Source organism: Rhizobium sp. CECT 9324 (assembly GCF_918741265.1).
In the GTDB taxonomy this organism is placed as follows: domain Bacteria; phylum Pseudomonadota; class Alphaproteobacteria; order Rhizobiales; family Rhizobiaceae; genus Allorhizobium.
In genome coordinates this window covers 1,627,139-1,649,663 of sequence record NZ_CAKKMZ010000001.1, presented here as the reverse complement: position 1 = coordinate 1,649,663, position 22,525 = coordinate 1,627,139, and the positions used below count along the sequence as shown (strand labels likewise).

At 62.7% G+C, this 22,525-nt stretch carries 23 protein-coding genes; 11 read left to right on the top strand and 12 right to left on the bottom strand.

All coding sequences use genetic code 11. The features are described 5' to 3' along the window. Positions 1-68 precede the first annotated feature (68 nt). Positions 69-1,172, bottom strand: a complete 1,104-nt coding sequence (locus LQ231_RS08105; RefSeq protein WP_230170959.1) for a helix-turn-helix domain-containing protein — start codon at positions 1,170-1,172, stop codon at positions 69-71. A gap of 216 nt (positions 1,173-1,388) precedes the next feature. Between LQ231_RS08105 and LQ231_RS08100 the strand changes: the two genes are divergently transcribed. From LQ231_RS08100 to LQ231_RS08090, 3 genes are all read left to right on the top strand, one after another. After that, positions 1,389-2,126, top strand: coding sequence for a hypothetical protein (locus LQ231_RS08100; protein WP_230170958.1), 738 nt, complete (start codon positions 1,389-1,391; stop codon positions 2,124-2,126). Positions 2,127-2,253: 127 nt separating this feature from the next. Further along, entirely contained in the window at positions 2,254-3,744 is a 1,491-nt protein-coding gene (locus LQ231_RS08095) for a hypothetical protein (protein ID WP_230170957.1), read from the top strand. Between the two features lie 20 nt (positions 3,745-3,764). Next, positions 3,765-3,950, top strand: coding sequence for a hypothetical protein (locus tag LQ231_RS08090; protein ID WP_230170956.1), 186 nt, complete (start codon positions 3,765-3,767; stop codon positions 3,948-3,950). 280 nt (positions 3,951-4,230) lie between these two features. On the opposite strand, the gene LQ231_RS08085 is transcribed toward LQ231_RS08090, so the two are convergent. Then, entirely contained in the window at positions 4,231-4,728 is a 498-nt protein-coding gene (locus LQ231_RS08085; protein WP_230170955.1) for a GNAT family N-acetyltransferase, read from the bottom strand. Between the two features lie 134 nt (positions 4,729-4,862). Here LQ231_RS08085 and LQ231_RS08080 point away from each other — a divergent pair, with 134 nt between their 5' ends. Continuing rightward, positions 4,863-5,312 (top strand): ABZJ_00895 family protein, encoded by a 450-nt coding sequence (locus tag LQ231_RS08080; RefSeq protein WP_230170954.1) that lies wholly within the window; start codon positions 4,863-4,865, stop codon positions 5,310-5,312. A 35-nt stretch (positions 5,313-5,347) separates the two neighbouring features. Here LQ231_RS08080 and LQ231_RS08075 read toward each other — a convergent pair whose 3' ends face one another. Further along, positions 5,348-6,034: a hemolysin III family protein gene (locus LQ231_RS08075; protein ID WP_230173281.1), complete on the bottom strand. Its 687-nt coding sequence runs from the start codon at positions 6,032-6,034 to the stop codon at positions 5,348-5,350. Positions 6,035-6,209: 175 nt separating this feature from the next. Here LQ231_RS08075 and LQ231_RS08070 point away from each other — a divergent pair, with 175 nt between their 5' ends. Next, the gene (locus LQ231_RS08070; protein WP_356635410.1) at positions 6,210-6,629 is read left to right on the top strand and encodes an MAPEG family protein; all 420 of its coding nucleotides are present in this window, start codon (positions 6,210-6,212) and stop codon (positions 6,627-6,629) included. A 132-nt stretch (positions 6,630-6,761) separates the two neighbouring features. On the opposite strand, the gene LQ231_RS08065 is transcribed toward LQ231_RS08070, so the two are convergent. Then, positions 6,762-7,826, bottom strand: coding sequence for a class I SAM-dependent methyltransferase (locus LQ231_RS08065; RefSeq protein WP_230170953.1), 1,065 nt, complete (start codon positions 7,824-7,826; stop codon positions 6,762-6,764). A 98-nt stretch (positions 7,827-7,924) separates the two neighbouring features. Between LQ231_RS08065 and LQ231_RS08060 the strand changes: the two genes are divergently transcribed. Continuing rightward, complete coding sequence (locus LQ231_RS08060; RefSeq protein ID WP_230173278.1) at positions 7,925-9,001, top strand: helix-turn-helix domain-containing protein; 1,077 nt, start codon at positions 7,925-7,927, stop codon at positions 8,999-9,001. 271 nt (positions 9,002-9,272) lie between these two features. Here LQ231_RS08060 and LQ231_RS08055 read toward each other — a convergent pair whose 3' ends face one another. Further along, positions 9,273-9,944: a glutathione S-transferase family protein gene (locus LQ231_RS08055; protein WP_230170952.1), complete on the bottom strand. Its 672-nt coding sequence runs from the start codon at positions 9,942-9,944 to the stop codon at positions 9,273-9,275. 182 nt (positions 9,945-10,126) lie between these two features. Here LQ231_RS08055 and LQ231_RS08050 point away from each other — a divergent pair, with 182 nt between their 5' ends. Then, complete coding sequence (locus LQ231_RS08050; protein WP_113140659.1) at positions 10,127-11,032, top strand: LysR family transcriptional regulator; 906 nt, start codon at positions 10,127-10,129, stop codon at positions 11,030-11,032. A gap of 54 nt (positions 11,033-11,086) precedes the next feature. Here LQ231_RS08050 and LQ231_RS08045 read toward each other — a convergent pair whose 3' ends face one another. From LQ231_RS08045 to xylF, 4 genes are all read right to left on the bottom strand, one after another. Next, complete coding sequence (locus LQ231_RS08045; RefSeq protein ID WP_113140757.1) at positions 11,087-11,287, bottom strand: hypothetical protein; 201 nt, start codon at positions 11,285-11,287, stop codon at positions 11,087-11,089. Between the two features lie 235 nt (positions 11,288-11,522). Next, positions 11,523-12,308, bottom strand: a complete 786-nt coding sequence (locus LQ231_RS08040) for an ATP-binding cassette domain-containing protein (protein ID WP_230170951.1) — start codon at positions 12,306-12,308, stop codon at positions 11,523-11,525. 14 nt (positions 12,309-12,322) lie between these two features. Further along, positions 12,323-13,636 (bottom strand): sugar ABC transporter permease, encoded by a 1,314-nt coding sequence (locus LQ231_RS08035; RefSeq protein WP_113140657.1) that lies wholly within the window; start codon positions 13,634-13,636, stop codon positions 12,323-12,325. Positions 13,637-13,906: 270 nt separating this feature from the next. Continuing rightward, a complete protein-coding gene (gene xylF / locus LQ231_RS08030; RefSeq protein WP_230170950.1) occupies positions 13,907-14,947 on the bottom strand; it encodes a D-xylose ABC transporter substrate-binding protein in 1,041 nt (346 codons plus the stop codon). A gap of 235 nt (positions 14,948-15,182) precedes the next feature. Between xylF and LQ231_RS08025 the strand changes: the two genes are divergently transcribed. Together LQ231_RS08025 and tam are read left to right on the top strand one after the other, a co-directional pair. After that, positions 15,183-16,433 carry an ROK family transcriptional regulator gene (locus LQ231_RS08025; RefSeq protein WP_230173276.1) on the top strand — a complete coding sequence of 417 codons (1,251 nt, stop codon included), beginning with the start codon at positions 15,183-15,185 and terminating at the stop codon, positions 16,431-16,433. Positions 16,434-16,518: 85 nt separating this feature from the next. After that, the gene (gene tam, locus LQ231_RS08020; RefSeq protein WP_230170949.1) at positions 16,519-17,289 is read left to right on the top strand and encodes a trans-aconitate 2-methyltransferase; all 771 of its coding nucleotides are present in this window, start codon (positions 16,519-16,521) and stop codon (positions 17,287-17,289) included. A gap of 54 nt (positions 17,290-17,343) precedes the next feature. Here the strand turns inward: tam and LQ231_RS08015 are convergent, their stop codons facing one another. From LQ231_RS08015 to LQ231_RS08005, 3 genes are all read right to left on the bottom strand, one after another. Next, positions 17,344-18,324, bottom strand: coding sequence for a magnesium transporter CorA family protein (locus LQ231_RS08015; RefSeq protein ID WP_230170948.1), 981 nt, complete (start codon positions 18,322-18,324; stop codon positions 17,344-17,346). A 292-nt stretch (positions 18,325-18,616) separates the two neighbouring features. After that, the gene (locus LQ231_RS08010; RefSeq protein ID WP_230170947.1) at positions 18,617-19,420 is read right to left on the bottom strand and encodes a class I SAM-dependent methyltransferase; all 804 of its coding nucleotides are present in this window, start codon (positions 19,418-19,420) and stop codon (positions 18,617-18,619) included. A gap of 435 nt (positions 19,421-19,855) precedes the next feature. After that, positions 19,856-20,566, bottom strand: a complete 711-nt coding sequence (locus LQ231_RS08005) for a helix-turn-helix domain-containing protein (protein WP_230170946.1) — start codon at positions 20,564-20,566, stop codon at positions 19,856-19,858. Between the two features lie 171 nt (positions 20,567-20,737). On the opposite strand from LQ231_RS08005, the gene LQ231_RS08000 reads away from it, so the two are divergent. Together LQ231_RS08000 and LQ231_RS07995 are read left to right on the top strand one after the other, a co-directional pair. Continuing rightward, entirely contained in the window at positions 20,738-20,983 is a 246-nt protein-coding gene (locus LQ231_RS08000; RefSeq protein WP_113140650.1) for a DUF982 domain-containing protein, read from the top strand. Between the two features lie 267 nt (positions 20,984-21,250). After that, on the top strand, positions 21,251-22,519 hold the full coding sequence (locus LQ231_RS07995) for a hypothetical protein (protein ID WP_230170945.1): 1,269 nt from the start codon (positions 21,251-21,253) through the stop codon (positions 22,517-22,519). The last annotated feature ends 6 nt before the right edge of the window (positions 22,520-22,525 follow it).

Sequence of the window (22,525 nt, the reverse complement as noted above, 5' to 3'; positions counted from 1 at the left end):
GTTATGCGCTGCGAATGTTGCTGTGCACATCTTGTGTGGTGATGTGGCAGTCCCCTGCGGCGCGTGTGTCACGCCGCCTGTTTCTGCCGGCGCCAGTCGCTCGGGCTCATGCCGGTAACGCGGAGGAATTCGCGGTTGAAATTGGACTTGGTCATGAAGCCGGCATCAAAGACGATGCGGGTCACCGGCAAGTCGGTTTCAGACAGCAGCCGGCAGGCGTCCGCGATGCGGTGATTGTTGACATAATGCGAGACGCTGATGCCATGCACCCGGTTGACCGCCTGGGAGACGCTGCGGGCCGGAAGGCTCAAACGCCGGGCGATCCTCGCGAGATTCAGGCCGGTATCGGCATAAAGGCGGCGTTCCGACATCAGGCGGTCGAGGTCGGCGGCGACCTGCCGGTCCTCGGGCGAGGCCGCGGTGGCGTTCGACGGTCTTTCTGATCCCTGGATGCGTTGGTGTGAGCGACCTTCCTCTGGTGCCGTATCCAATCCTGCCGGGTCGTCGTGCCCATCGTTCGGCGCATCGTCCTCGCCTTCTTCCGAGCCGACGGCGACGGCGACGGCGGCGATGCCGAGCAGCAGAAGAATGGCGGTCGTTGCGGCCGAGACGAGCAGGGCGGAATACTGGCCGCCGCTCCACAGCATGTCGAGGCTGATGGCGATATCGGTCAAGGCGGAGCCCACCAGGGCAAGGCCGGTCAGTTGCAGCGAGCGATAGGAGCGCAGCGTGCCGTCGAGCCTGGCGGTGACAAGGCCATCGGGACCAAGCCGGGCGAGCCAGAGCAGCGCCAGGCCATAGGCGAGAAATTCCGTGATGATCAGCAGGTCGATGAGATGGCGCCAGACCAGCATCATGGCGACCAAAGCTGCGACCGGCAGGAGATGCGGCCAGTCGCGCGCCGCCAGGCCACGCTGTTCGCGGGCGAGATCGCGGAAGGCGAGATAAGACAGCGGCGGCACGAGACTGGCGAGCGTCGACAGCAGCGGCAGGATCGTCACGATGCCATAACCCCAGCGCAGGCCGACCAGCACGGTCTGGACGATATAGACGGCAATCAGCAGCAGAAAGAGGCCATTGGCGGCAAAGGTATCGCGGCCGCGCAGCAGCAGCCGGACGAGAAACACGGTCAGATAGAGCGAGACGAGAAAGGAAAGCGGAACAAGGATCATCGGCGTCTTGCAAGAAAAAGGGTTTGGACTGGGCGGACCGGGATCCATGGCGGAACGCGGCCCGATGCAGGGCAATTCCCGATGCATGGCACATGATGACCTCAAACGCGATGCGCTTCGACCTGAAACGCGATCAAGGTCGCGATGGAGAACGCGGGCCGGCACGGTCGGGGCTCAAACCACGGCCCGTCGCGGCCCAACCAGGAGCCCTGCCCGATGAAACGCAGAACCATTCTTCTCTCCGTTGCCGGCGTGATCGTCGCCATGCTTGCCATCGACGGCGGTGTATCGCTGATCAGCGCCAGCGATAGCCTGTCCGGCCCGCTCGACCTTGCCGGCGTATCAAAGGTCCGGGTGACGGGCACGGCGAGCGAGATCAGCATCAACGCCCACGCCGACATGCCGCAGGTTGCCGAACTGTCCGGCGAACGGCATGGCTGGGGCGCGCTGTGGCATTCGAGCTGGTTTTCCAACTCCTGCCCGGCCGAAGGCACGATGCAGAGGGACGGCGACACGCTGACGGTCGATGTCGGCCGCGGTGGCCGTTTCTTCGACTGGAGCGATTGCACCATGACACTGACGGCCAATCTTCAACCCGGCGCTACCGTCATCATCGACCAGCGGGCGGCGCGAACGCAGCTGGATGGCGAGTTCGGCGCGCTCGACATCCGCAGCGATGCCGGCGATATCGCCTTTACCGGCCACGCAGCCTCGATCGCGGTTTCGGGGGCGGCACTTCGGGCACGGCTGACCTTCGAACGGGTGATGCAGAACGAGGCGATCGCCATTTCCGGCACGATGCTCGATGCGACCGTGCGCTTCCTGCAGCCGACGCCGATCAGCTACCTGGTCGAGACGGTCGCCTCCTATGTCGACAGCGCGCTGCCGAATACGCCTGGCGCACGGCCGTCGATCACCATTCGCGGCGAGATGGCGCGGGTGCGGATCGAATAAAGGGCTCGCTTGCCCGCGATCGGGGCGAACGGACGGTGAGAGAGGGAGGCGGGAACAAAGCGCATGGAGCGCGCCGGGATTTCGGGGTATTGTCTGCCCAAACCGGGCGCGTCAGGGAGGGGACGGGATGAACCAGAGCGAGTTTCACCGCCAGCCGGACACGCCTGCCCCAACGTCGACCCACGCAGCGTCTCATGCATCGGCCCATGCAAGTGCCCATCCGCTGGCCGAGCCGCCAGCCTCCCTCTCTCAGACGTTCTCCGGGGAACTGAACGGCCTCCTGCCCGCAGGCTCCTCCGAGGCCGCCCTCAATCCCGCGCGCATGCCGGCGATCCCGCGCAGCCCTAGCTTCGACGACACGTTCAATCTGGCCCGGGAAGGCTATGGATTCCTGTCGCAGCGCTTCCGGTCGATGGACAGCCCGATCTTCCGGACGCGGCTGATGCTGCGCGACGTCATCTGCCTGACCGGGCCGGATGCCGCCCGGCTGATCTATGACGACGACCGGCTGACCCGGGTCGGCGCCATGCCGCAGATGGTGTTGCGGCTGATCGGGGGCAAAGGCAGCGTGCAGCAGCTCGACGGCGCCGCGCACCGGCACCGCAAGGCGATGTTCGTGCGCATGCTGGTCGAGGACCGCACCGGCATCGACCGGCTGGTGGCGATCTTCCGGCGCAATTTCATCGAACGCGTGCCGGACTGGATCCGCTGGGGGGCCGTGCCGCTCGGCGCCGAGCTCGACCTGATCCTGATCCGCACGGCGCTCGCCTGGACCCATGCGCCGATCGATGCAGACGAGATCGACCGGGACGACGCGCTGCTGGCGGCGCTGGCCGAGCAGGCCGGCCATTTCGGGCGCCGCCGCCTGACCCTGTCACTGGGTCTGGCGCTGGGTCTGCCGGGCTGGCGTTCGGCACTGGAGCGGCGGCTGAAGACAGCCTTTCGCCAGATCCGCCGGGGCCGCCAGGCGCCGCTGCCGGGAACCCCGATGGCGATGATCGCCGGCTATCTCGACCCCAAGGGACGGCCGCTTTCGCCGACGGTCGCCGCCGGCGAGCTGATCAATCTGCTCGGGCCGATCGCCTCGCTCGGGCGCTATATCCTGTTTGCCGCGGTCGAACTGGAGCGGCATCCAGAGTGGCGCGAGATCCTGCGTGTGCCGGACGACCGGCTGCTCACCGATTTTGCCGAAGAAGTACGGCGCAGCGTGCCGTTTTATCCGTTTGTCGGCGCCGTGGCCCGCACCGGCTTCGACTGGAACGGCCACCAGATCCGGTGCGGACAATGGCTGCTTTTCGACCTCTACGGCACCTGCCATGACGAGGCGCACTTTCACAATGCCGGCGAGTTCCGGCCGCTGCGCGAACTGCGGCACGGGCCGGACGACTACAGCTTCGTTGCGCAAGGGGCCGGATCGGTGAAGGACGGCCATCGCTGTCCCGGCGAAGAGGCAACGCTTTCGATCATCAAGGAAGGCGTGCGGCTTTTGACCACCGCGATCGACTACGACATGCCGCGCGAACAGGACATGTCCGTTTCGCTTGCCGACATGCCCTGCCGGCCGAAGGACGGCGTGGTGATTTCAGGCGTGCGCTGGCAGGAGACGGCAGCGGGGTGAGTGGGGGGATGAGAGGTAAGATGAGCGATACATCCAAAGGTGCAGCAGCTGAAGACAGCATCACCAGCCACGACATGAAGCACATCCTTGCGCGGCAGTCGAAGATGGTCGCGCGGCCGAATGACGAGACGGTCGATGTGATGGAGTTTGCCATGAAACTGCTGAAGGAGCAGCCGGTCCTGATGGACGAACTTGCCAAGTCGTGAGCGGACAGGGGGACGTTTGACGGCGTTCAGCACTTGGCTGCTTTGTGGTGCAGAGCCTACCCCCCCTCTGCCCTGCCGGGCATCTCCCCCACACGGGGGGAGATCGGGCTGGCGCCGGCGCGGCATTTCCATCGGGGGTCGGCAAGGTGTCCAGGCGTGAGCTACGTTCAGCTATATGGAGCGGCATCCCGTTGGCGGACTTGCTGATCTCCCCCCTTGTGGGGGAGATGGCCGGCAGGCCAGAGGGGGGTAACCGGCCCCGACCTTTCGCTGGAATAGCTCAGACCCTGAGCTCCATCATCGCCAGATCGAGCCAGCGGCCGAACTTCGTGCCGACTTCGCGGTGGATGCCGACGAGGGTGAAGCCCATGCGTTCGTGAAGCGCAATGGAGGCCTGGTTTTCGGCTTCGATGGCGGCGATCATGACATGGACATTGCCCGTTCTTGCCCTATCGACCAAAGCTGCCATCAACTGCCTGCCGATGCCGCCGCCGCGGCAGTCCTTGTCGACATAGACCGAATGCTCGACCGTGTGGCGATAGCCGTCGAAGGCGCGCCAGTCGCCGTAGGAGGCGTAGCCTGCCACCTTGCCGTCACGTTCGGCGACCAGCACCGGAAAACCCTTGGCGCGGCGCAGTTCGAGCCAGACGCGGCGGTTGTCGACGTCGATCAGAACCTCGTTCCAGATCGCGGTCGTGTGTTCGACGGCGTGATTGTAGATATCGCGGATTGCCGGCAGGTCGGCTTCGGTGGCGTCGCGGATGATGAGGTCGGTCATGGGAGGCTCTTGGGTGTGCTCTCTGGGGATGCCGGACGGGCGAGACGCCGACGGGCTTGCCATGGCGGCGAAGGCGTCGGTAACTATCGTCTGATCCTTGCCGGGCGTTCCGTCAAGGCATGAGGAGTTTGCATTTGCCCGGTTTCATCAATGCCCTGTGCATACGCTATTTTTTCGTCGCCCTGGCAATGACCATCGCCCTGGTGATCATCACTTTTCTTCTGGTCCATTACGGCGTGGTCGACGGTATCGGCGCCAGCGGCAATGCCGGCATTCTGGCCGGCAGTGGCACCTGGGCCGGGACATATTTCCGCAAAAAGCATGGGCGCGTCGCAAGCTGGGGCGAGAGCTGGCGGTTCGCCGGCATCCTGACCGTGGTGCAGACGCTGCTGACAGTCCTGCTGTTCGGCGCGTTCACAGCATTGGGCGGTATTCCGCTTGCCAGTCTTGTCGGCTTCTTCACCGAGATGACCATGCTGTCGCTGTTCGCGCTTGCCGCCTTTGGCTTGGCGATCTGCTGGATACCGACGGCGCTGTTTTTCCGCATTGGATCCAAGCAGGTACCGAGACTGAAGAAGGCCTGACGTCGGTCCGATCCGCCCCGCCTCTCAAGGATGGTTCAGGCGATCGCCGTAAAAACCGCCGAATAATGCACCACGGCGGCCGTGACGACGAAGCCGTGCCAGATGGCGTTCTGGAAGCGCAGGCGTTCCCAGACGTGGAAGATGACGCCGGCGGAATAGATGCAGCCGCCGATGATGATCAGGGTCAGCGTGATGCCCGGGATGATCTCGGAGATCGGGCCCATGGCCAGCGCCCCGCTCCAGCCCATGGCGAGATAGAGCAGGATGGCAAGCCGGTCGTAACGGCCGGGATAGCGGAATTTCAGCCAGATGCCGAGGGCGGCCGTCAGCCAGATGCCGATCAGCAGTGCCAGGATCATCGGCTGGTCGGCACCCTGGACGAGGAAGGGCGTGTAGGTCGAGGCGATCAGGATGAAGATGGCGGAATGATCGAAGCGGCGCAGGATCCACTTGATGCGCGAATGCGGCCACATGTTGTAGGTGAAGGAGACGCCGAGCGCGATGATCAGGCCGAGGCCATATATCCAGGATGCGGCGATGTCGGGATAGTCGGAATAGACCGTCGCGTAGAAGATCAGCGCGGTGGCGCCGACCAGGGCAAAGACAACACCGATGCCATGGATGATGCCATCGGCGACCAGCTCGTGCAGGTCGTAAGGCCGGCCGAACTTGAAGTTTTCGCCGGTTGCCGCCGTGGTCGTTTCACGGATCGTTTCGCTCATCGTTTCGGAGGTCATCAACGCGGTCTTTCTTGCTCGCACTGGCTGCAACGCAACTCCTGGAATGATGGCGGAATTCGTCGTTTTGCGCAAGCTTCGATGCGGTGCGGCCGCAGCATGGCGCTTGCGCGGCCCAGGCCTTTCTCCTACCAGTTGGTGGCTACTCAATGACGATTTCATGGTCAATTTCAGGATGATTTTGGAGCAGATCTCGATGCGTTTCACCATTCTGGCGACATTTGCGGCGCTGATGACCTATTGCTGGTTCATGGTCAAAGTGGCGCGGGCGCGCCAGCAATTCGGCGTGGAAGCGCCCAAGACTTCCGGCAACCAGAATTTCGAGCGGATCTTCCGGGTGCAGCAGAACACGGTCGAGCAGCTGGTGCTGTTCCTGCCGGCGCTGTGGATCTTCGGCACCTATGTCTCGGACGAGCTCGCCGGGCTGCTCGGCCTCGGCTGGACGGCAGCGCGGGCGCTCTATGCGGCGGAATATTATGCCGATGCGAAGAAACGCGGACCCGGGGCGGCGCTGACGACGCTGATCGGCCTGGTGCTTTTGGTCGGCGGCACGATCGGCGCGCTGGTGAAGATGGGGTGATGGGTTGAAACCTGTCCCCTCTCGATGGCTGAACTTCGCAACGCCAGGCTTCGGGCAGGCGGTCGCCGAACCACCCGCCCCTCCGCTTTCACTTGCCCTGCGCTTTCACTTGCCTTGCGCTTTCACCCGCCCTCAAAGACGGGCTTCCAGGACCATGTTGAACGGCGTTTCGGCCGCGCGCCGGACCCTGGAAAGGCCACCTTCGTTGAGCGTCTGGGTCAGGCGTCGCTCACCGGCCTGTGCCCCCAATGCCGCCCCCACTTCCTGGCCCAGGGATGCCGGGACGCAGGTATTGGCCGATGCGGCATAGAAGATCCGCCCGATCGGATTGAGGTTGTCGGCAAGGGTGTCGCCGGCCATCGGCTCGACCAGCATCAGGACACCGTCCGGTTTCAAGGACTTGGCGATATGGCGGGCGGCGCCGACGGGGTCGCCCATGTCGTGAAGCGCGTCGAACAGGGTGACAAGGTCGAAGCCCGAGCCGTCAAAGTCCTGTGCGCGTGCGGTCTCGAACTGCACATTGGCCAGTGCCTTGCCGCCAGGTGCTTTGGCGTGTCGCTTCGCATGGTCGATGGACGGGGCATGGTAGTCGATGCCGACAAAGTGCGAGTTCGGAAAGGCTTCGGCCATGATCAGGGTCGACGAGCCGAAGCCGCAGCCGACATCCGCCACCAGCGCTCCGCGCTCCAGCGTGTCGATGACGCCATCGAGCGCGGGGAGCCAGTTGGCAACGAGGTTGGCCTTGTAGCCCGGCCGGAAGAAGCGGTCGGTGCCGCAGAACATGCAATTGCAGCGATCCGTCCACGACACGCCGCCGCCATGACGAAATGCATGCGCGAGCTTGGGGCGATCCGCATAAACGGCTTCCAGCGCCTGGAACCCGCCGATCATGTTGACCGGGCTGTCATCGACGGCAAAGACCGCGGCCTGTTCCGGCGAGAGGGCAAACTTGGCCGTGGCCGCATCGTAGGTGACGAAGCCGGATGCCGCCTGCGCCGCCAGCCATTCCTGTACATAGCGTTCCTTCGTCTCGGTGGCGGCCGCGAGGTCTGCTGCCGAGAGCTGTCCCTTGCCGGCCATCGCCCGGTAGAGGCCCAGTTCGTCGCCAATCGTCACCAAAGCAGCATTCTGCGCCGCGCCAAGCTCATTCACCATGACGCCCAGCAGGGCGTTCAGCTTGTCAAAATTCACTTCCATTGTCGTTGGATCCTGCTCTCTCGGACCGCGAAATGCCGCCCGTTCGGCAGGGGTTTTAGGCGTTGCCTCTGCCCCTCAACAGAGGCAGAATGGCCGCTATGGAGCCGATCGAGCCAGAGCCCAAGAGCGTAAAACCTCCCTTGCGGGTCAGCATCGTGACCTTCCGCGAATGTGATCCGTCCATCCTCTACGGCATTTTTGATACGCTCTGGATCGCCGGCGCGCACTGGAAGAGCCATTCGAACGAGCCGACCAGCGAGGTGCTGTTTGCGCCGCGCCTGGTGGCGGCCGAGCCCGGCCCTTTGACGCTGATCACCGGGGTGACGATCATGCCGCATGTCACTCTGGATGAGGTTGACGACACCGATTATGTGCTCGTTCCGAATGTCGTCGTCGATACGCCCGACACGATCCGGGCGCTGGACCGCCGGCTGCTGGAGTGGATCGCCAGGATGCATCGCAAGGGCGCCCGGCTGCTGGCGGCCTGTGGTGGATCGATCGTGCTGGCCGAGGCGGGCCTCTTGGACGGGCAGTCGGCGACGACGCACTGGATGTATGCGCCGCTGTTTCGCCAAGAATTTCCGAAGGTGGACCTCAAGGAGGAGCGCATCCTGGTCCAGTCCGGTGCCGGACACTCGATTGTCTGCTCCGGCGGCGCGTCGTCCTGGCAGGATCTGACGCTCTATCTGATTGCAAGGCATGCCGGCACGGCGGAAGCGATCCGGATCTCCAAGCTGTTCCTCTACCAGTGGCATCGGGACGGCCAGCTTCCCTATGCCTCGATGATCGCCAATATCAGCCATGGCGACGCCGTCATCGAGAAATGCCAGGCCTATGCGCCCGACCATTATCAGTCCGCCGCCATCCTGACCGAGTTGCTGCAGCTGTCCGGCCTGCCGAAGCGGTCGTTCGATCGACGATTCAAGAAGGCGACGGGCTTTTCACCGCTGGAATATATCCAGTGCCTGCGGATCGAGGAAGCCAAGCAGATGCTCGAACTCGAGGATCGGCCGATCGAGGAGATCGCCTGCGATGTCGGATATTCGGACCTTGCGTCGTTTCGCCGCCTGTTTCGAAAGATCGCCGGATTGACGCCCGGCGACTATCGCCGGCGCTTCCGGCTACCCGCAACCGTCGAGGCGGCCATTCGCCATTCGGGTGATGGGCGCGGTTAGGGCAAGTGGGTGGTGGGAGCGGGATACAGTCGGCCCATGCCAGTTTGCCGTTCAGTTCGGCCGCGGCTGTGTTCAGGCACGATCGGGGCGCTGGTGAAGATGGGGTGATTGGGAGAGAGAGACGGTTCGAAGCGGACTTTGCCACGTCAGACGACGTCACGCGGGAAAGCGGGGTCAGAGATAGAGCTCAATCGTGCAACGGGAGAGATGAGGTGGAAAACACGATGTCTGCCACCTCATCCATCAAAGAGAACTCACAAAATTGGTTGGCTCATAGGGTCACGCCGGCGCTGGACAAGAAGCTGTCGATGCGACGATCGACCTCGACTTTCGTCTCAGCCCAAGCGGGAACAGATTGCAGCAGGTTGTCATGCCACGCCATGAGACTGGGGTAATCCCGAAGAGGAGGCTTCGAACGGTCAATCTGCGAAAACGGACCCGCAATATCGATATCAGCTAGGGTAAGAGTCTCGCCAACGATAAATTTGCGGCCTTCCAGGTGCTGGTCAAGCACTTTCGCCGCGGCACGAAGCTTGCCCTCTGCGAACTCGATGACGGGCTCATTCTTTGGCAGGCCCATGACCGTCTTGCCCACTCTCTCGTCAAACAGTGCCGTTGCAAAGACGCGCCACTGCTCACCCGACCAGAACATCCATTGGAGAACCTGAAAACGTTCTTCCGCGTTCGCTCCGACCAATGGCGAGTTTGCCTTAGCCGCCAGATACAGGTTGATTGCAGCCGCCTCATAGAGAATGACATTCCCGTCTTCCAGAACGGGCGTCAGACCGTGGGGGTTAAGGCGTGATTTGAATTCGTCGGTCTGGCTTTCGCCCTTGAAAAGATCGACCATGACGTGTTCGATTTCGATACCCATGATTTTTGCCGCCGTGGTCACACGCCGTAAGCTGCCCGAGCCTGGGTCGCCATAAATCTTGATTGTCATAACTCTTCCTTTTGGGTTCAGGACCGCTGCGGCCCAACGGAAACACCCTTCCCATATTCTTTTTTTGAATGAAATTGAGAGATTATGCATAGAATCTATTCGATATACGAATGGATATGTGCAAACCAATGCACTATTGCGTTGGGAAACGCCGATGCCTTTGATCAGCGGAGGGTGCAAAGATGGACAAACTGGATGCAATGCGGACATTTGTGCGTGTCGTCGAGAGTGGAAGCTTCTCGCAGGCAGCGCGAGACCTGAACGTGAGCCAACCGACCGTCAGCAAACAACTCGCCGCACTCGAAGCGCGGCTTGGGACGCAGCTTCTCGCCAGAAATTCGCGCGCGCTCACCGTGACACTGGCCGGACAAGAATATTATGAAGCCACGGTCCGGATTCTTGAGGATATCGAGTCGGTCGAAGAAAGAGTTCTCGAGGGGCAGTCATCACCATCGGGTCTGGTCCGGATAACCCTCTCGCCCGCCTTCGGGAGGATGTATGTTATTCCGAAGCTACTTGCCTTCAGAGATCGATTTCCAGACGTTTCCATCGAAATCGAGGTCTCCGGCCGTCACGTCGACCTAGTCGAGGAGGGGATCGATATCGCGATCCGCATTGGTCGGCTCTCAGACTCCGCGCTGGTTGCCCGACGGATAGGCGACATGCGCATGATCACTTTGGCTTCCGCCAGCTATCTCGCCCGGCACGGCACGCCGCAAACGCTGGACGCGTTGCAGGCGCACCAGCGGATCGGCTACGTCCATCAGGGCCACACGGTCGGGTGGGATTTTACGGTTGACGGCCAGCAGCATACCCTTGAGGGCGGCGGCGCGTTCCGCACGAATGATGCTGAACATGTCCGGGGCGCGGTCCTCGCGGGTCTCGGCATCGCCCATCATGCGAGTTGGTTGTTCACGGATGTACTGGCCTCCGGCGAAGTGGTGCGGATTCTCGACAAGCACACGCCGCCCCTTCTTCCGATCAACGCAATCATCGCTGGAGGTCGCCGCATGCCTTCCCGGGTGCGGCAATTCATAGATTTCCTAGCTGATATTTGCGCTGAAGAGCCGGAGCTGCGGTCGGCCTGAGGAACGGCCCAAGGCTTGGCGCGATGGAGGCGCCTCAGCGCCCACCGCTTCAGTTCAGCTTTTGCGTGCTTCCAGGCGGCGCTTGTCGCGGGTGACGTGGTCTAGGCCGAGCTTGGTCAGGCAGAACTGGCGTTTCTGAAACTCGCCGCGGATCTGGATGAAGCCCTGTTCCTCGGCTTCGCTGAGCGTCTTCAGGCTGGTGCCCTTGGGCGGAGACTGCCAGCCCATGCCATCGGCGCTGTGCAGCAATACCATGATCTTGATAATTTTCGCCTCCATCGGGATGCTTGCGGCGCGGGGCGTCGCCTGTTTGGCGTGCTTCGTCCGGCCGGGACTTCATTCAAGCGATCCTATGCCCGAGCGGCGGCGCAGCGTCGAGGGGGAAATTGGTTTCGAAGGTTCACGGGGATGCCCCGCAGGCCAGCGTCTTCGCCCGCCCAAACGCAACGAGGGGGCCGAAGCCCCCTCGCCTTGCGTCAATTTTCGATGTTCACGCCGTCTGCATGGCGCCGGGTCCCGGCACGGCGCCGGGGGGGCATTTGCCGAGGATGATCATGCCGAGCACTTCGTCCTTGGTCACATCCTCAGTGCGGGCATGGCCGACGACGCGGCCGTTCTTCATGACGAAGACGCGGTCGGCGAGGTCGAAGACGTCGTGGATGTCGTGGCTGATCAGGAAGATGCCGATACCTTCCTTCTTCAGCTGCAGGATCAGTTCGCCGACCTGGGCGGTTTCCTGCGGACCCAAGGCGGCCGTCGGCTCGTCCATGATCAGGATGCGGGCGTCGAACAGGATGGCGCGGGCAATGGCAACCGACTGGCGCTGGCCGCCGGACAGGGCTTTCACCGGCTCCTTGAAGCGCTGAAAGTTGGGGTTGAGGCGGCCCATGACTTCGCGGGCCTTGGCTTCCATCGCGACATCGTCCAGCGTGCCCCAGGGGGTACGCAGTTCGCGGCCGAGATAGAGGTTGGCGGCGGCGTCGACATTGTCGGCGACGGCGAGCGTCTGGTAGATCGTCTCGATGCCGTATTTCTTCGCATCGCGCGGATTGTGGATGTCGGCGAAATCGCCGTTGATCAGGATATCGCCGTTGTCGCGTTTGTAGGCGCCGGACAGGATCTTGATCAGGGTCGACTTGCCGGCGCCGTTGTGGCCGAGCAGCGCCACGACTTCACCCGGGAAAAGGTCGACGGAGGCATCGTCCACGGCATGAATGCCGCCAAACGAGATGGAAACATTGCGCATTTCCACCAGTGGGGTGCGTTCTTCTGTCATTGGTTCTACTCCCCTTACTTGGCGCGGGCGCGGTAGACGGTGTCGAGCCAGACCGCGACGACGAGAACAATGCCGATGACAATGCTCTGGAGCGGAGTGTCGAGACCGAGCAGGACCATGCCCGAATTCAAGGATTGCATGACGACGGCGCCGAGCATGGCACCGGCAATGGTGCCGACGCCGCCGGCAAGCGAGGTGCCGCCGATGACGGCCGCGGCGATGGTGTAGAGTTCGTCGAGCGTGCCTTGCGCATTGGTCGCGGCATTGAGGCGGGCGGTCGAGATGGCGGCGGCGATGGCGCAGAGTGCGCCCATCAGCGCGAACATCTTGACGGTCACCCACTTGACCTTGATGCCGGCGAGTTCGGCGGCTTCCGGGTTGCCGCCGATGGCGAAGACATAACGGCCAAAACGCGTACGGTTGGTGATGAAGGCCATGAACATGGCGATGCCGATGGCGATCAGGACCGGGATGGCAATGCCGAGACCGATCTGCAGGCCACCATCCGGCCAGGCGATGCCATGGGCCGCGGCATATTTCTTCGCCAGATTGACCGGCATGTAATAGCTGTTGGCGACCCAGACGGCACCAAGGATGGCGGCGCAGCCGGAAGCGACGAGGAAATATTCGGCCCAGAGCGGGCGGAGCGGAAAGCCGAAGCGGCGGCGCTGCTTGCGGGTGTTGAGGATCGACAGCACGATCAGCACGCAGGCGACGATGCCGACGATCCAACTGGCGGTAACCCCGATCGAGCCATCCGCGCCACCGCCCATCAGGCGGTAGGTGGTGTCCATCGGGGCAACGGTCGCACCTGATGTGACCATCCAGGCGGCACCGCGCCAGACCAGCAGGCCGCCGAGCGTGACGATGAAGGCCGGGACGCCGAGGAAGGCGATGATCGCGCCCTGGAAGGCGCCGATCGCCGTGCCAACCGCAATGCCGGCGGCAAGCGCGATCACCCACATCAGCGGATGTTCAAAACCGATGATCGGCGGCAGGATACGGGCCTGCAGCACGGCCATGATCATGCCGACGAAGCCGAGGATCGAGCCGACCGAGAGGTCGATGTTGCGGGTGACGATGACCAGCACCATGCCGGTTGCCATGACCGAGACGGAGGCCGCCTGGACCGAGAGGTTCCAGAGGTTTCGCGAGGTGAGGAAGAGGCCGTTCGACAGCACGTCGAAGCCGATCCAAATGATGCCGAGCGCAATCACCATGCCGAGCAGGCGCGTGTCGATTTCGGTGGCTTGAAAGAAGCGTTTGACCGCAGATGAATTGGATGCCCGGGCTGCGGGCGCAGGCGTGGCAAGGCTTTGATCCGCCATACAGATATCTCCCCAGTCGTTTTACGGCTTGCTGCCTGTCCGCATCGTTTCATGCGGCGCCGACCCTTGGCCGGCGATGCGGATCGCGAACTTCCTGCAGCGGACATTGGACGCGTTTGCCCGAAAGGCGCCCCGACAAGACGGACGCTTCCCGATGCCTAGTGTCGCGGACACGGCCCGGCCGCTTGAAGTTCCCGATCAGCCGAAACGCCGCAGCAACTGGCTGCGGCGTTTGCGGCTCAAGCTCGGTGGTCAGTTAAACCAAAGCACTCAGTTGCAGGCTGCGACCGAACCGGCAGCAACGCTCTGGCAAGCTTCTTCCTTGGAGATCCAGCCAGCGTCGATGACGACGTTGAGGTTGTCCTTGGTGATCGGCTGCGGGGCGATGAAGTAGGAGTTCATCTCGAGACCCTTCGGGCCACCAGCGAACTTCACGGCGCCTTCAACGGCATCCATCGCGGTACCGGCTGCGAGTGCCGAGGCGATTTCGCCGGCCTTCTTGCCGAGTTCGCGGCTGTCCTTCCAGACAGACACGGTCTGGGTGCCGAGAGCGACGCGGTTCAGCGCAGCCTTGTCGCCGTCCTGACCCGAAACCGGAACGGAACCGGCGAGACCCTGGGCTTCCAGCGCGGCAACCACACCGCCGGCCATGCCGTCGTTGGACGATACAACGGCGTCAACCGCGTTGTTGTTGGCGGTCAGGAACTGCTCCATGTTCTTCTGGGCAGCTTCCGGCTTCCAGCCGTCCGTGTAGGCTTCGCCGACATTCTTGATCTTGCCGCCATCGATGGCTTCCTTCAGCACTTCGATCTGGCCGGAATAGAGGAAGTCGGAGTTCGGGTCGGTGGATGCGCCCTTGATGAAGACGTAGTTGCCTTCCGGCTTGACCTTCATGACTTCGCGGGCCTGCATCCGGCCGACTTCCTTGTTGTCGAAGGTGATGTAGAAGGCGTTCTGGTTCTCGATCAGGCGGTCATAACCGACGACCGGGATACCTTCGGCAACTGCCTTTTCGATGGCCGGGCCGATGGCTTCGGAATCCTGGGCGAGAACGATCAGGGCGTTTGCGCCCTGCGAGATCAGGCTTTCGATGTCGGTCAGCTGCTTGGCGGCAGACGTCTGGGCGTCAGCCGAAATATACTTGTCGCCACTGGCTTCGAGTGCAGCCTTGATCGCGGCCTCGTCGGTCTTCCAACGCTCTTCCTGGAAGTTCGACCAGGAAACGCCAACGATCATGTCCTTGGCGCTTGCGACGGAATGCAGGCTCACGATGACGGCGGTGCACGCCATCAGCTTCAATACGGATTTCATTTTAAACCTCCCAAGGTGATAGCGGACCGCTGGAAGACCTCCCAACCAAACGACCCGCTGCAAAACTGCCCCTACCCCATGGACCCCCGTCCAATGGTTTTTCTCGACAGTCGAGAAAATAACTGGCAGAAGATTCCCGTGCTGTCAACTCAGGCCCGCCGCGGCTTGCAATGCAGCCGACCAAATGCTTTGGGAGGAGCATGCGGTGGATACACAAAAACCGGCCACACGGCCCATGCTGAACAAGTCCAGCCAGAAGACCAGCAACGAGAACGTGCGCCAGCAAAACAGCGGGCTGGTGCTCGAGGCGCTTCGCCGCGACGGCGCGCTGGCCCATACCGACCTGTCGGCATCGACCGGGCTGTCGTCGGCAACCGTGTCGGCAATTACCGCGGAGCTGGAGAAACTCGGCCTGATCGAGCGGCGGGAAGTCGCCAATGTCGGCCATCGCGGCCGGCCGCGCGTGCTGTTCAACCGGCGGCGTGACGCCGCCCATGTGATTGCCGTGCGCATCTCCTCGCATGCCGTACAGTATTCGCTGGCCGACTACCGCGGCACGCTGATCGACCGGATCGAAGAGCCACGCGACCATGGCGCGACAACGGCCTCGGCCTTTCTCGCCGGCTTTCGCGACGCGATCGACCGTTTGATCCGGCGCTCGCGACTACCAGACGACGCAGTGATGACGATTTCGATCAGCAGCAAGGGCATTGCCGACCGCGATGGCGCCAAGCTGCTGTGGTCGCCGATCTTCGGCTACGAATCGCTCGATTTCGAAAGTGCATTGTCCGGGCTTTCGCAGCCCGGCCTGTCGCACCCGGGTGTATCGGACAAAGGCCGCATCCGGCTGTTCAACGAGAGCCTGCTGGTCACGCATGCGCTGTTGCTCAGGCTGGAGAAGAGCCGGCAAACACCCCTGCCCGCGCTGGCGACGCTGTCGCTTGGCCATTCGATCGGGCTCGGCGTGGCGCTGCGCGACCGCAGCGGGCTGGTGCGCGTCGTGGCGCCGAATTTCGGCCATATGCTGCATGCAGCCGACGGCAAACTCTGCCGCTGCGGCGCCTATGGCTGCGTCGAGGCCTCGGCCGGGTTCTACGGCATCCTGCGTGCCGCGTTCGAAGTGCCGCCGGATACGATCCCGGCGAAATTCGTGCCGCTTGGCGAAATGGAAAAGATCGCCAGCCGCGCCCGCCAGGGGCACCGGGTTTCGGAATATGCCTTTCGCCAGGCGGGCCTGGCACTCGGCCAGAGCCTGTCGCGCATGCTCAGCCTTGCCGAGGAAACCATGCCGATCGCCATTACCGGCCCGGGCACGCGGTTCATGGACCTGTTGATGCGCGGGCTGACCGAGGGGCTTGGGCAATCGCAGCATGTAAGGGTGCATGGCGCACCGGAAATCCTGATCATCACCGAGGAAGAAACGCTGGTCTTCGAGGGCCATGTCGATCGGGCGCTGACGGAGATCGACCAAGATCTCGGGGGATAACAGGACGGCTCACGGCAACGGATCTCGCGCCTGTCATGTCACGACGCAATCACCACGCTATAGTGTCGGCAAAGGGAGTATCGCCATGGCCTGGTCGGCTGAACAATATCTGAAATTCGAGAATGAGCGCACCCGCCCGGCGCGTGACCTGCTGGCGCAGGTGCCGCTGGCCTCGGCCGCAAGCGTGATCGACCTCGGCTGCGGGCCGGGCAATTCGACCGAATTGCTGGTCGAACGCTTCGGTGTGGATGCGGTGAGCGGCCTCGACAGCGACGGCGACATGCTGGACAAGGCGCGGGCACGACTGCCGCACACCCGTTTTGACGCGGCCGATCTCAGCCAATGGCAACCGCCGGCCGATACCGACCTGCTTTATGCCAACGCCGTGCTGCAATGGATCCCGGATCATCTGGCGCGGATGCAGCAATGGCTGGCGGCGCTTCGTCCCGGCGCGGTTCTTGCCGTGCAGATGCCCGACAATCTCGGCGAGCCGACGCATCGGCTGATGGAGGAGAGCGGCGCTGCAGGGCCGTGGGCCGCACGTTTTGAAGGCTCGCGCCTGCGCCGGACGACATTGCCGCAGCCCTCACGCTATCTGGACGCGCTGTCGCCGCTCTGCAGCCGCGTCGATGTCTGGCACACGATCTACAATCACCCGATGGCCGATGCGCAGGCGATCGTCGAATGGGTCAGGGGCACCGGCCTTCGGCCGTATCTGGCAGCGGCCGGCGCGGCGCACGAAGCGGCGTTCCTGGCCGACTATACGGCGCGGATCGACAGCGTCTATGCGCCGCTTGCCGACGGGCGGCGGCTGTTGCGTTTTCCGCGGCTGTTCGTGGTCGCCGTCAGGGCCTGATGTGAAGATGAGGACCGTCGCCGGGTGCGACGGTCCCCTCGTCTTTTTCCTGTCCTAAAGCCAGCCGCGACGGCGGAAATAGAGATAGGGCAGTGCTGCCGAGAGAACCATCAGGCCGATCGCCATCGGGTAGCCGATCTGCCATTGCAGCTCCGGCATGGTCTCGAAATTCATGCCGTAGATCGAGGCGACCAGGGTTGGCGGCAGGAAGGCGACGGAGGCGACCGAGAAGATCTTGATAATCTGGTTCTGCTCGAGATTGATCAGGCCGAGCGTCGCATCGAGCAGGAAATTGATCTTGCCCTGGAGGAACTGGGCGTGATCGCCGAGCGAGACGGCGTCGCGCTGTAAAAGCTTGATGCGCTGGCGGGTTTCCTTGGCCACCTTGCGGGCCGGCGTTTCCAGCGCGGCATGATAGGCGACGAGACGCGAGATCGACACCAGGCTTTCGCGGGCGCCGGTCAAGAGGTCGCCCTTGCGACCGATCTGCTCGATCAGCGACTGCAAATCGCGCGTCTTCTTGTTGACCTTGGCGGCCTTGGAGCGGAACACCTCGCGCGAGACGCCGTCGATCTCGTTGCCGACGCGCTCGAGCACGTCGGCAAGACGGTCGATGACCGATTCGAGCAGGCCGAGCATGACCGTTTCGCCATTGGTGCAGACCAGACCATTGGATCGCTTGGCACGGGTGACGAAGGTCTCGAAGGGCCTGGGATCGGCATAACGCACGGTGACCAGGCTTTCGCCCTTGAGGATGAAAGTGACCGGCGTCTTGACCGGATCGTCGCCATCAAGGCCGGCAAGTGCCGTCATCGTCATGAACTCGGCGCCGTCCTCTTGGTAGAGACGGGCGGACAGCTCGATCTCTTCCATCTCGTCACGGGTCGGGATGGCGATATCGAGAGCGGCCTCGACCGAGCGGCTTTCGGCCATCGACGGGTTGAGCAGGTCGAACCAGATGACGGGGGTCGGCTCGAGGGCCGCGGGATCTGCAGACACGATGTGATCGGCTTGACGCGAAAAATTGCGCAGCATGGGGCACTCCTTGGCGACCTTGCGGTCACCGGGCGCCTCGACGAGGGCTAGATGACCGTTGTTCGCGGGCTATCAGACGTCGAACTTCGACTGTCGGGGTTCATCTTCCTGTCCTCGGTTCGGGTGGCATTTGTTGCGGCGCACCCATCAGGGGCAAATGGACCTTGATGGACGTCAAGTCAAGATGGATATCGCATCAGCTCGCGGCAACGGATGGGCGCGACGCAAGAAGCCGCCGGAAGGCTCCGACGGCTTTTATCCTGTTCAGATCGATGTGGGCGAGCCGGTCGCCTCAGCGGGCGGTGACGATGACCTCGAGATAATCGCTCGGCATGACCAGGGTGCCGTCTTCGGCGCGGTTGGAGCGGTTGATCACGGCAAGGATGTCGCGCTCGAGGGCGGCCCGGGCTGCGTCATCCGGCAGGCTGGCAAATGCCTTGTGCACCGGGCCATACCAGGTGCGGAAGATATCCAGCCAATGGGCCGGCGAGCGATAGCGGAAGGTGTAGCTGCGCTTTGTGGTTTCGATCGCGGCCGCATCCTCGAACAGTTCCGACAGCCTTGCCCGCGTGCCCCAGAGCGCCGGTGACTTGACGCCGGCCGGTGGCGGCAGATGCCGGCCGAGGGTGGCAAACAGCTGGCCGATGACACTTTCCGGTGTCCAGTTGGCAAGGCCGATGCGGCCACCGGGCTTGAGCACGCGCAGCATCTCGGCCGCCGCCTTGCCCTGATCCGGCGTGAACATCACCCCGAAGGTCGACAGAACCGCATCGAAGCTCTTGTCGGCAAAGGGCAGCGCCTCGGCATCGGCCGTCTGGAAGGTCACGTCGAGACCTTCGGCTTTCGCCCGTGCCCTGGCCTTTTCCAGGAGTGCCGGCACATAATCCGTCGAGGTGACGTCGCACCAGCGGCGGGCGGCGGCGAGCGTCGCATTGCCATTGCCGGCGGCGACATCGAGCACGCGGCTGCCGGCATGCAGATCGAGCGCCTCGCACAGGTTTTCGCCGACGATCTGCAGTGTCGTGCCGATCACGGCATAATCGCCGGACGACCAGGCGCCCTGCTGGCGCGCCTTGACGGCGGCAAGATCGGCCATCGGAGCGGCAGATCCGGGCGGCATGGGGGCTGAAGATGGCGACGGGTGGACTGAGGATTGGGGGGATGGCATGGCATTTCTCCCTGGATGGATGGATCGGGTCACAGGCAGGTTTCAGAACGCTTGCCTGTTGATGCCAAGGATGCGCCCCGGACCGTGGTTGCGGCCAGTGCAGGAAGTGTAGCGGGCGATACAGAAACTGTAGTGAAGGGGATGGGCGGGGGCCTCGTTTCCGACGTTGCGTCAGCGCTCGCGAACGTCACCCTCGGGCTCGTCCCGAGGGTCTGCTGTGTCTTGCTGTTGGCATTGTATTATCTGCTGACTACGGGCTTGGGCCGGCCTTGGCAGATGCTCGGCACAAGGCCGAGCATGACGATCGTCTCATTTTGTCGGATTTGCTGGAAAATGGCGCTGCAATTGCCGACAGAAAAGCGCTTATGCACTTTTCCTCGAATTGCTGGGACAGACCGCGGCATAGGAACTGCGGACCAGCCAGCGGTCGATGGTGGCGGCCAGCGTGCGGTCGCCGATCAGGGCGATGCGTTCGCGGGCGATCTCGGCGTGGTATGTCGAATGGCCCATCCAGGCGGCGGTCATGGCGTAGAGATCGGCGCGGATGAAGAGATCGACATTGTAGCGCGGATCGATCGAGCAGAGATCGACGATTTCGCCGGGCTTGGCGACCAGCCAATAACTCTGTTCGTCGCGTGGCAGGTCGGGAAAGGTGAACTGGATCACCGACCGCCTGTCCGGCGGCAGGAAAGCGGCATCGACCTTGCGACGGATGTTCCACATCAAAAGCCGGGCATCGAGATGCTCCAGCGACACTTCGGAATCAACATTGCGATGGGCCCATTCGCCGAGCGCATGCACGATCGGCTCCAGTTCGTTGGCCATGGTCGTCGTGCGGTAGTGGATCTCGCTGCCGTTCAGGCTTTCCCGGCGCTCGACGAGGCCCCGCTCCTCCATCTCGCGCAGGCGCTTGGAGAGCAGCGTCGGCGAGATGCCGGGCACGCCGCGCTGGATCTCGTTGAAACGGCTTGAGCCGGACCACATCTCGCACAGCAAGAGCATGGTCCAGCGCGGTTCCAGCAATTCGCAGGCCTTGGCCACGGGGCAAAACTGGTGATAGCCGTCATTCGACATTGCCGATCCTCCGCGCAGATCCCTGCCAGCGGAAACTATGAGCCTGTGACAGCGGGCCGTCCAGTACAGATAGTGTAGTGACGGGATGGCGCGCTTGGCTCTATAGAGAACGAAACGGGGCCGCCTGCCGGCCCTCCCTGCTGCCAAGCGCCTGTTCGAAAGCCCGAGACCATGCACAAGACCTGGACCCAGCCCGTGATCCTCGCCATCGGAGAAGAGGGTGCCGATGTCACCATCGACAGCACCATGGCCGCCTGCTGGGCGCTGATCGAGGACTGGCCGGCGGAAGACGGCAAAGCCCTCGATACGGCCCTGCTGGTCTGCGCGGCGGTCGATGCCGGCAAGAAGACCGACGAGGATGCCCGCAAGGCCTTCATCGCAGCGGCGATCGAAGCCGGGATTGCGATCAAGGGGTGAAGCCGAACGCCTGACATCTTGAACAGCAGCCTCCGCAGCAACCATATACACGCAATACGATAGTTCGAACCGTGGATTATCTCCCATAGTTATCCGCATAAAAGTAATTAGTATCAATAAATTAAGCGAACACACCGAATGAAATTTCTCCTGAACGTGTGAGATTTTTCAGGAAGGGCCTAATTTTTTATTCAACTTCTGATAAATTTCAATTGACGCACGTCATGCGCGAGCGCAGATTTTCTTTCATGTCTTAATTGAAAGGGCATGATCGTGATGCTGCGGCGGATACTCTTTTTCATCACGCTGTGCCTGCTCGCCGGCTGCACTCCAGCGCTTGGCAACAGAGGCGTCGGGCAGGATCTGTATTCCAGCCAGACATCGCTGGCGACCAACAATATTGCCGCTTATTTCGGCGAACTCTGCAACCAGGCCAATCTGCAGCGCAGCGGCACCTCGGCCCATTGCAGCGACTATTCGATGCTGGTGCAGGCCGGTTTCAACGATATCGACGCGCGATGCGACCACTATCTGGCGTGGATCGACACCAAGCGGATCGAGGCTGGTCGCGTGCAGTCCTCGCTGGTGGCCATCGGCAGCGCGGCAACCAGCGTGCTGACGATCGCCAGCGCCAGCACCGACACGATTGCTTATGTCGCCCATGCGCTCGGACTGACCGGCTCGCTCTATGACGCCTTCAACAATTCCATGCTGATGGGGTGGGAAAGCACCACGATCAAGCGGATCGTCTATGAGCGGCGGCTGGAGTTCCGCCGCCAGTTCATGCAGGTGGCATTTTCGAAAAGTCCGGAAATGGTCTTCGCGCTGCGCGGCTATCTGCGGATCTGCACGCCTCAGACGATCGTGCTCGACGGCAATACATATGCACTCGCCGCCGCCTCAGGGATCGCACCGCAATCGCTGGCAGAGAACATACGGCAGGAAGTGGATGCGATCAGTGCCTTCACGTCGGGCAAGGGTCCTGCCACGGCGGGCATGCGGGCGGATCAGCAACCGGTCCGGCCCAAGATCTCCTGCAAGGAATGCGGCACAATCTTTCCGAAGGACAGCGGCTATACGGAGGCCGAAATCAAGCTGGTGCAACGCGCGATCTGCGTCCCGGACGACGGAAAGCCGGGGGCTGACACCCTGGCCGGCATCCAGAACTATCGCGACACCCAGGGGTCCCGCAATACCGGCCCGCTGCTACGGGCGGAGTTCGAATTCCTGGCGACATCGGGCTGCAAGGCGGGCGATCCCGACAAGGGCGTACAGAACTACTACGAGGCGGTGGTGATGCGCGACAATCCGAACAAGGTTTCCGATCTGGTCGACGACCTCAACGCCGTGATCAAGAAGCCTCCCTCCCTCGACAAGGCGACGGTGACGCTGAACACGCCGGAACTGCGCGACAGGATCGCCGACGCGAGAAACCTGTACGGCATGCAGGCCGCCACCGAAAAACAGAATAGGTCGCTGAGCGCAGAACTCGTGAAGAAATTAGCAATCGCCGCCGCAACGGCAGCCGAACAATAGGAGCCG

Bases quoted from the DNA above. Each gene is read 5' to 3' on its own strand.
- tam (WP_230170949.1), top strand. From the start codon at position 16,519: ATGGCCTGGTCGGCTGAACAATATCTGAAATTCGAGAATGAGCGCACC.
- LQ231_RS08040 (WP_230170951.1), bottom strand. From the start codon at position 12,308: ATGACAGAAGAACGCACCCCACTGGTGGAAATGCGCAATGTTTCCATC.
- LQ231_RS08045 (WP_113140757.1), bottom strand. From the start codon at position 11,287: ATGGTATTGCTGCACAGCGCCGATGGCATGGGCTGGCAGTCTCCGCCC.
- LQ231_RS08095 (WP_230170957.1), top strand. From the start codon at position 2,254: ATGAACCAGAGCGAGTTTCACCGCCAGCCGGACACGCCTGCCCCAACG.
- LQ231_RS08010 (WP_230170947.1), bottom strand. From the start codon at position 19,420: ATGGCCGATCTTGCCGCCGTCAAGGCGCGCCAGCAGGGCGCCTGGTCG.
- LQ231_RS08055 (WP_230170952.1), bottom strand. From the start codon at position 9,944: ATGACAATCAAGATTTATGGCGACCCAGGCTCGGGCAGCTTACGGCGT.
- LQ231_RS08050 (WP_113140659.1), top strand. From the start codon at position 10,127: ATGGACAAACTGGATGCAATGCGGACATTTGTGCGTGTCGTCGAGAGT.
- LQ231_RS08025 (WP_230173276.1), top strand. From the start codon at position 15,183: ATGCTGAACAAGTCCAGCCAGAAGACCAGCAACGAGAACGTGCGCCAG.
- LQ231_RS08000 (WP_113140650.1), top strand. From the start codon at position 20,738: ATGCACAAGACCTGGACCCAGCCCGTGATCCTCGCCATCGGAGAAGAG.
- LQ231_RS07995 (WP_230170945.1), top strand. From the start codon at position 21,251: ATGATCGTGATGCTGCGGCGGATACTCTTTTTCATCACGCTGTGCCTG.
- LQ231_RS08100 (WP_230170958.1), top strand. From the start codon at position 1,389: ATGAAACGCAGAACCATTCTTCTCTCCGTTGCCGGCGTGATCGTCGCC.
- LQ231_RS08105 (WP_230170959.1), bottom strand. From the start codon at position 1,172: ATGATCCTTGTTCCGCTTTCCTTTCTCGTCTCGCTCTATCTGACCGTG.
- LQ231_RS08005 (WP_230170946.1), bottom strand. From the start codon at position 20,566: ATGTCGAATGACGGCTATCACCAGTTTTGCCCCGTGGCCAAGGCCTGC.
- LQ231_RS08075 (WP_230173281.1), bottom strand. From the start codon at position 6,034: ATGAGCGAAACGATCCGTGAAACGACCACGGCGGCAACCGGCGAAAAC.
- xylF (WP_230170950.1), bottom strand. From the start codon at position 14,947: ATGAAATCCGTATTGAAGCTGATGGCGTGCACCGCCGTCATCGTGAGC.
- LQ231_RS08060 (WP_230173278.1), top strand. From the start codon at position 7,925: ATGGAGCCGATCGAGCCAGAGCCCAAGAGCGTAAAACCTCCCTTGCGG.
- LQ231_RS08065 (WP_230170953.1), bottom strand. From the start codon at position 7,826: ATGGAAGTGAATTTTGACAAGCTGAACGCCCTGCTGGGCGTCATGGTG.
- LQ231_RS08015 (WP_230170948.1), bottom strand. From the start codon at position 18,324: ATGCTGCGCAATTTTTCGCGTCAAGCCGATCACATCGTGTCTGCAGAT.
- LQ231_RS08035 (WP_113140657.1), bottom strand. From the start codon at position 13,636: ATGGCGGATCAAAGCCTTGCCACGCCTGCGCCCGCAGCCCGGGCATCC.
- LQ231_RS08085 (WP_230170955.1), bottom strand. From the start codon at position 4,728: ATGACCGACCTCATCATCCGCGACGCCACCGAAGCCGACCTGCCGGCA.
- LQ231_RS08090 (WP_230170956.1), top strand. From the start codon at position 3,765: ATGAGCGATACATCCAAAGGTGCAGCAGCTGAAGACAGCATCACCAGC.
- LQ231_RS08070 (WP_356635410.1), top strand. From the start codon at position 6,210: ATGGTCAATTTCAGGATGATTTTGGAGCAGATCTCGATGCGTTTCACC.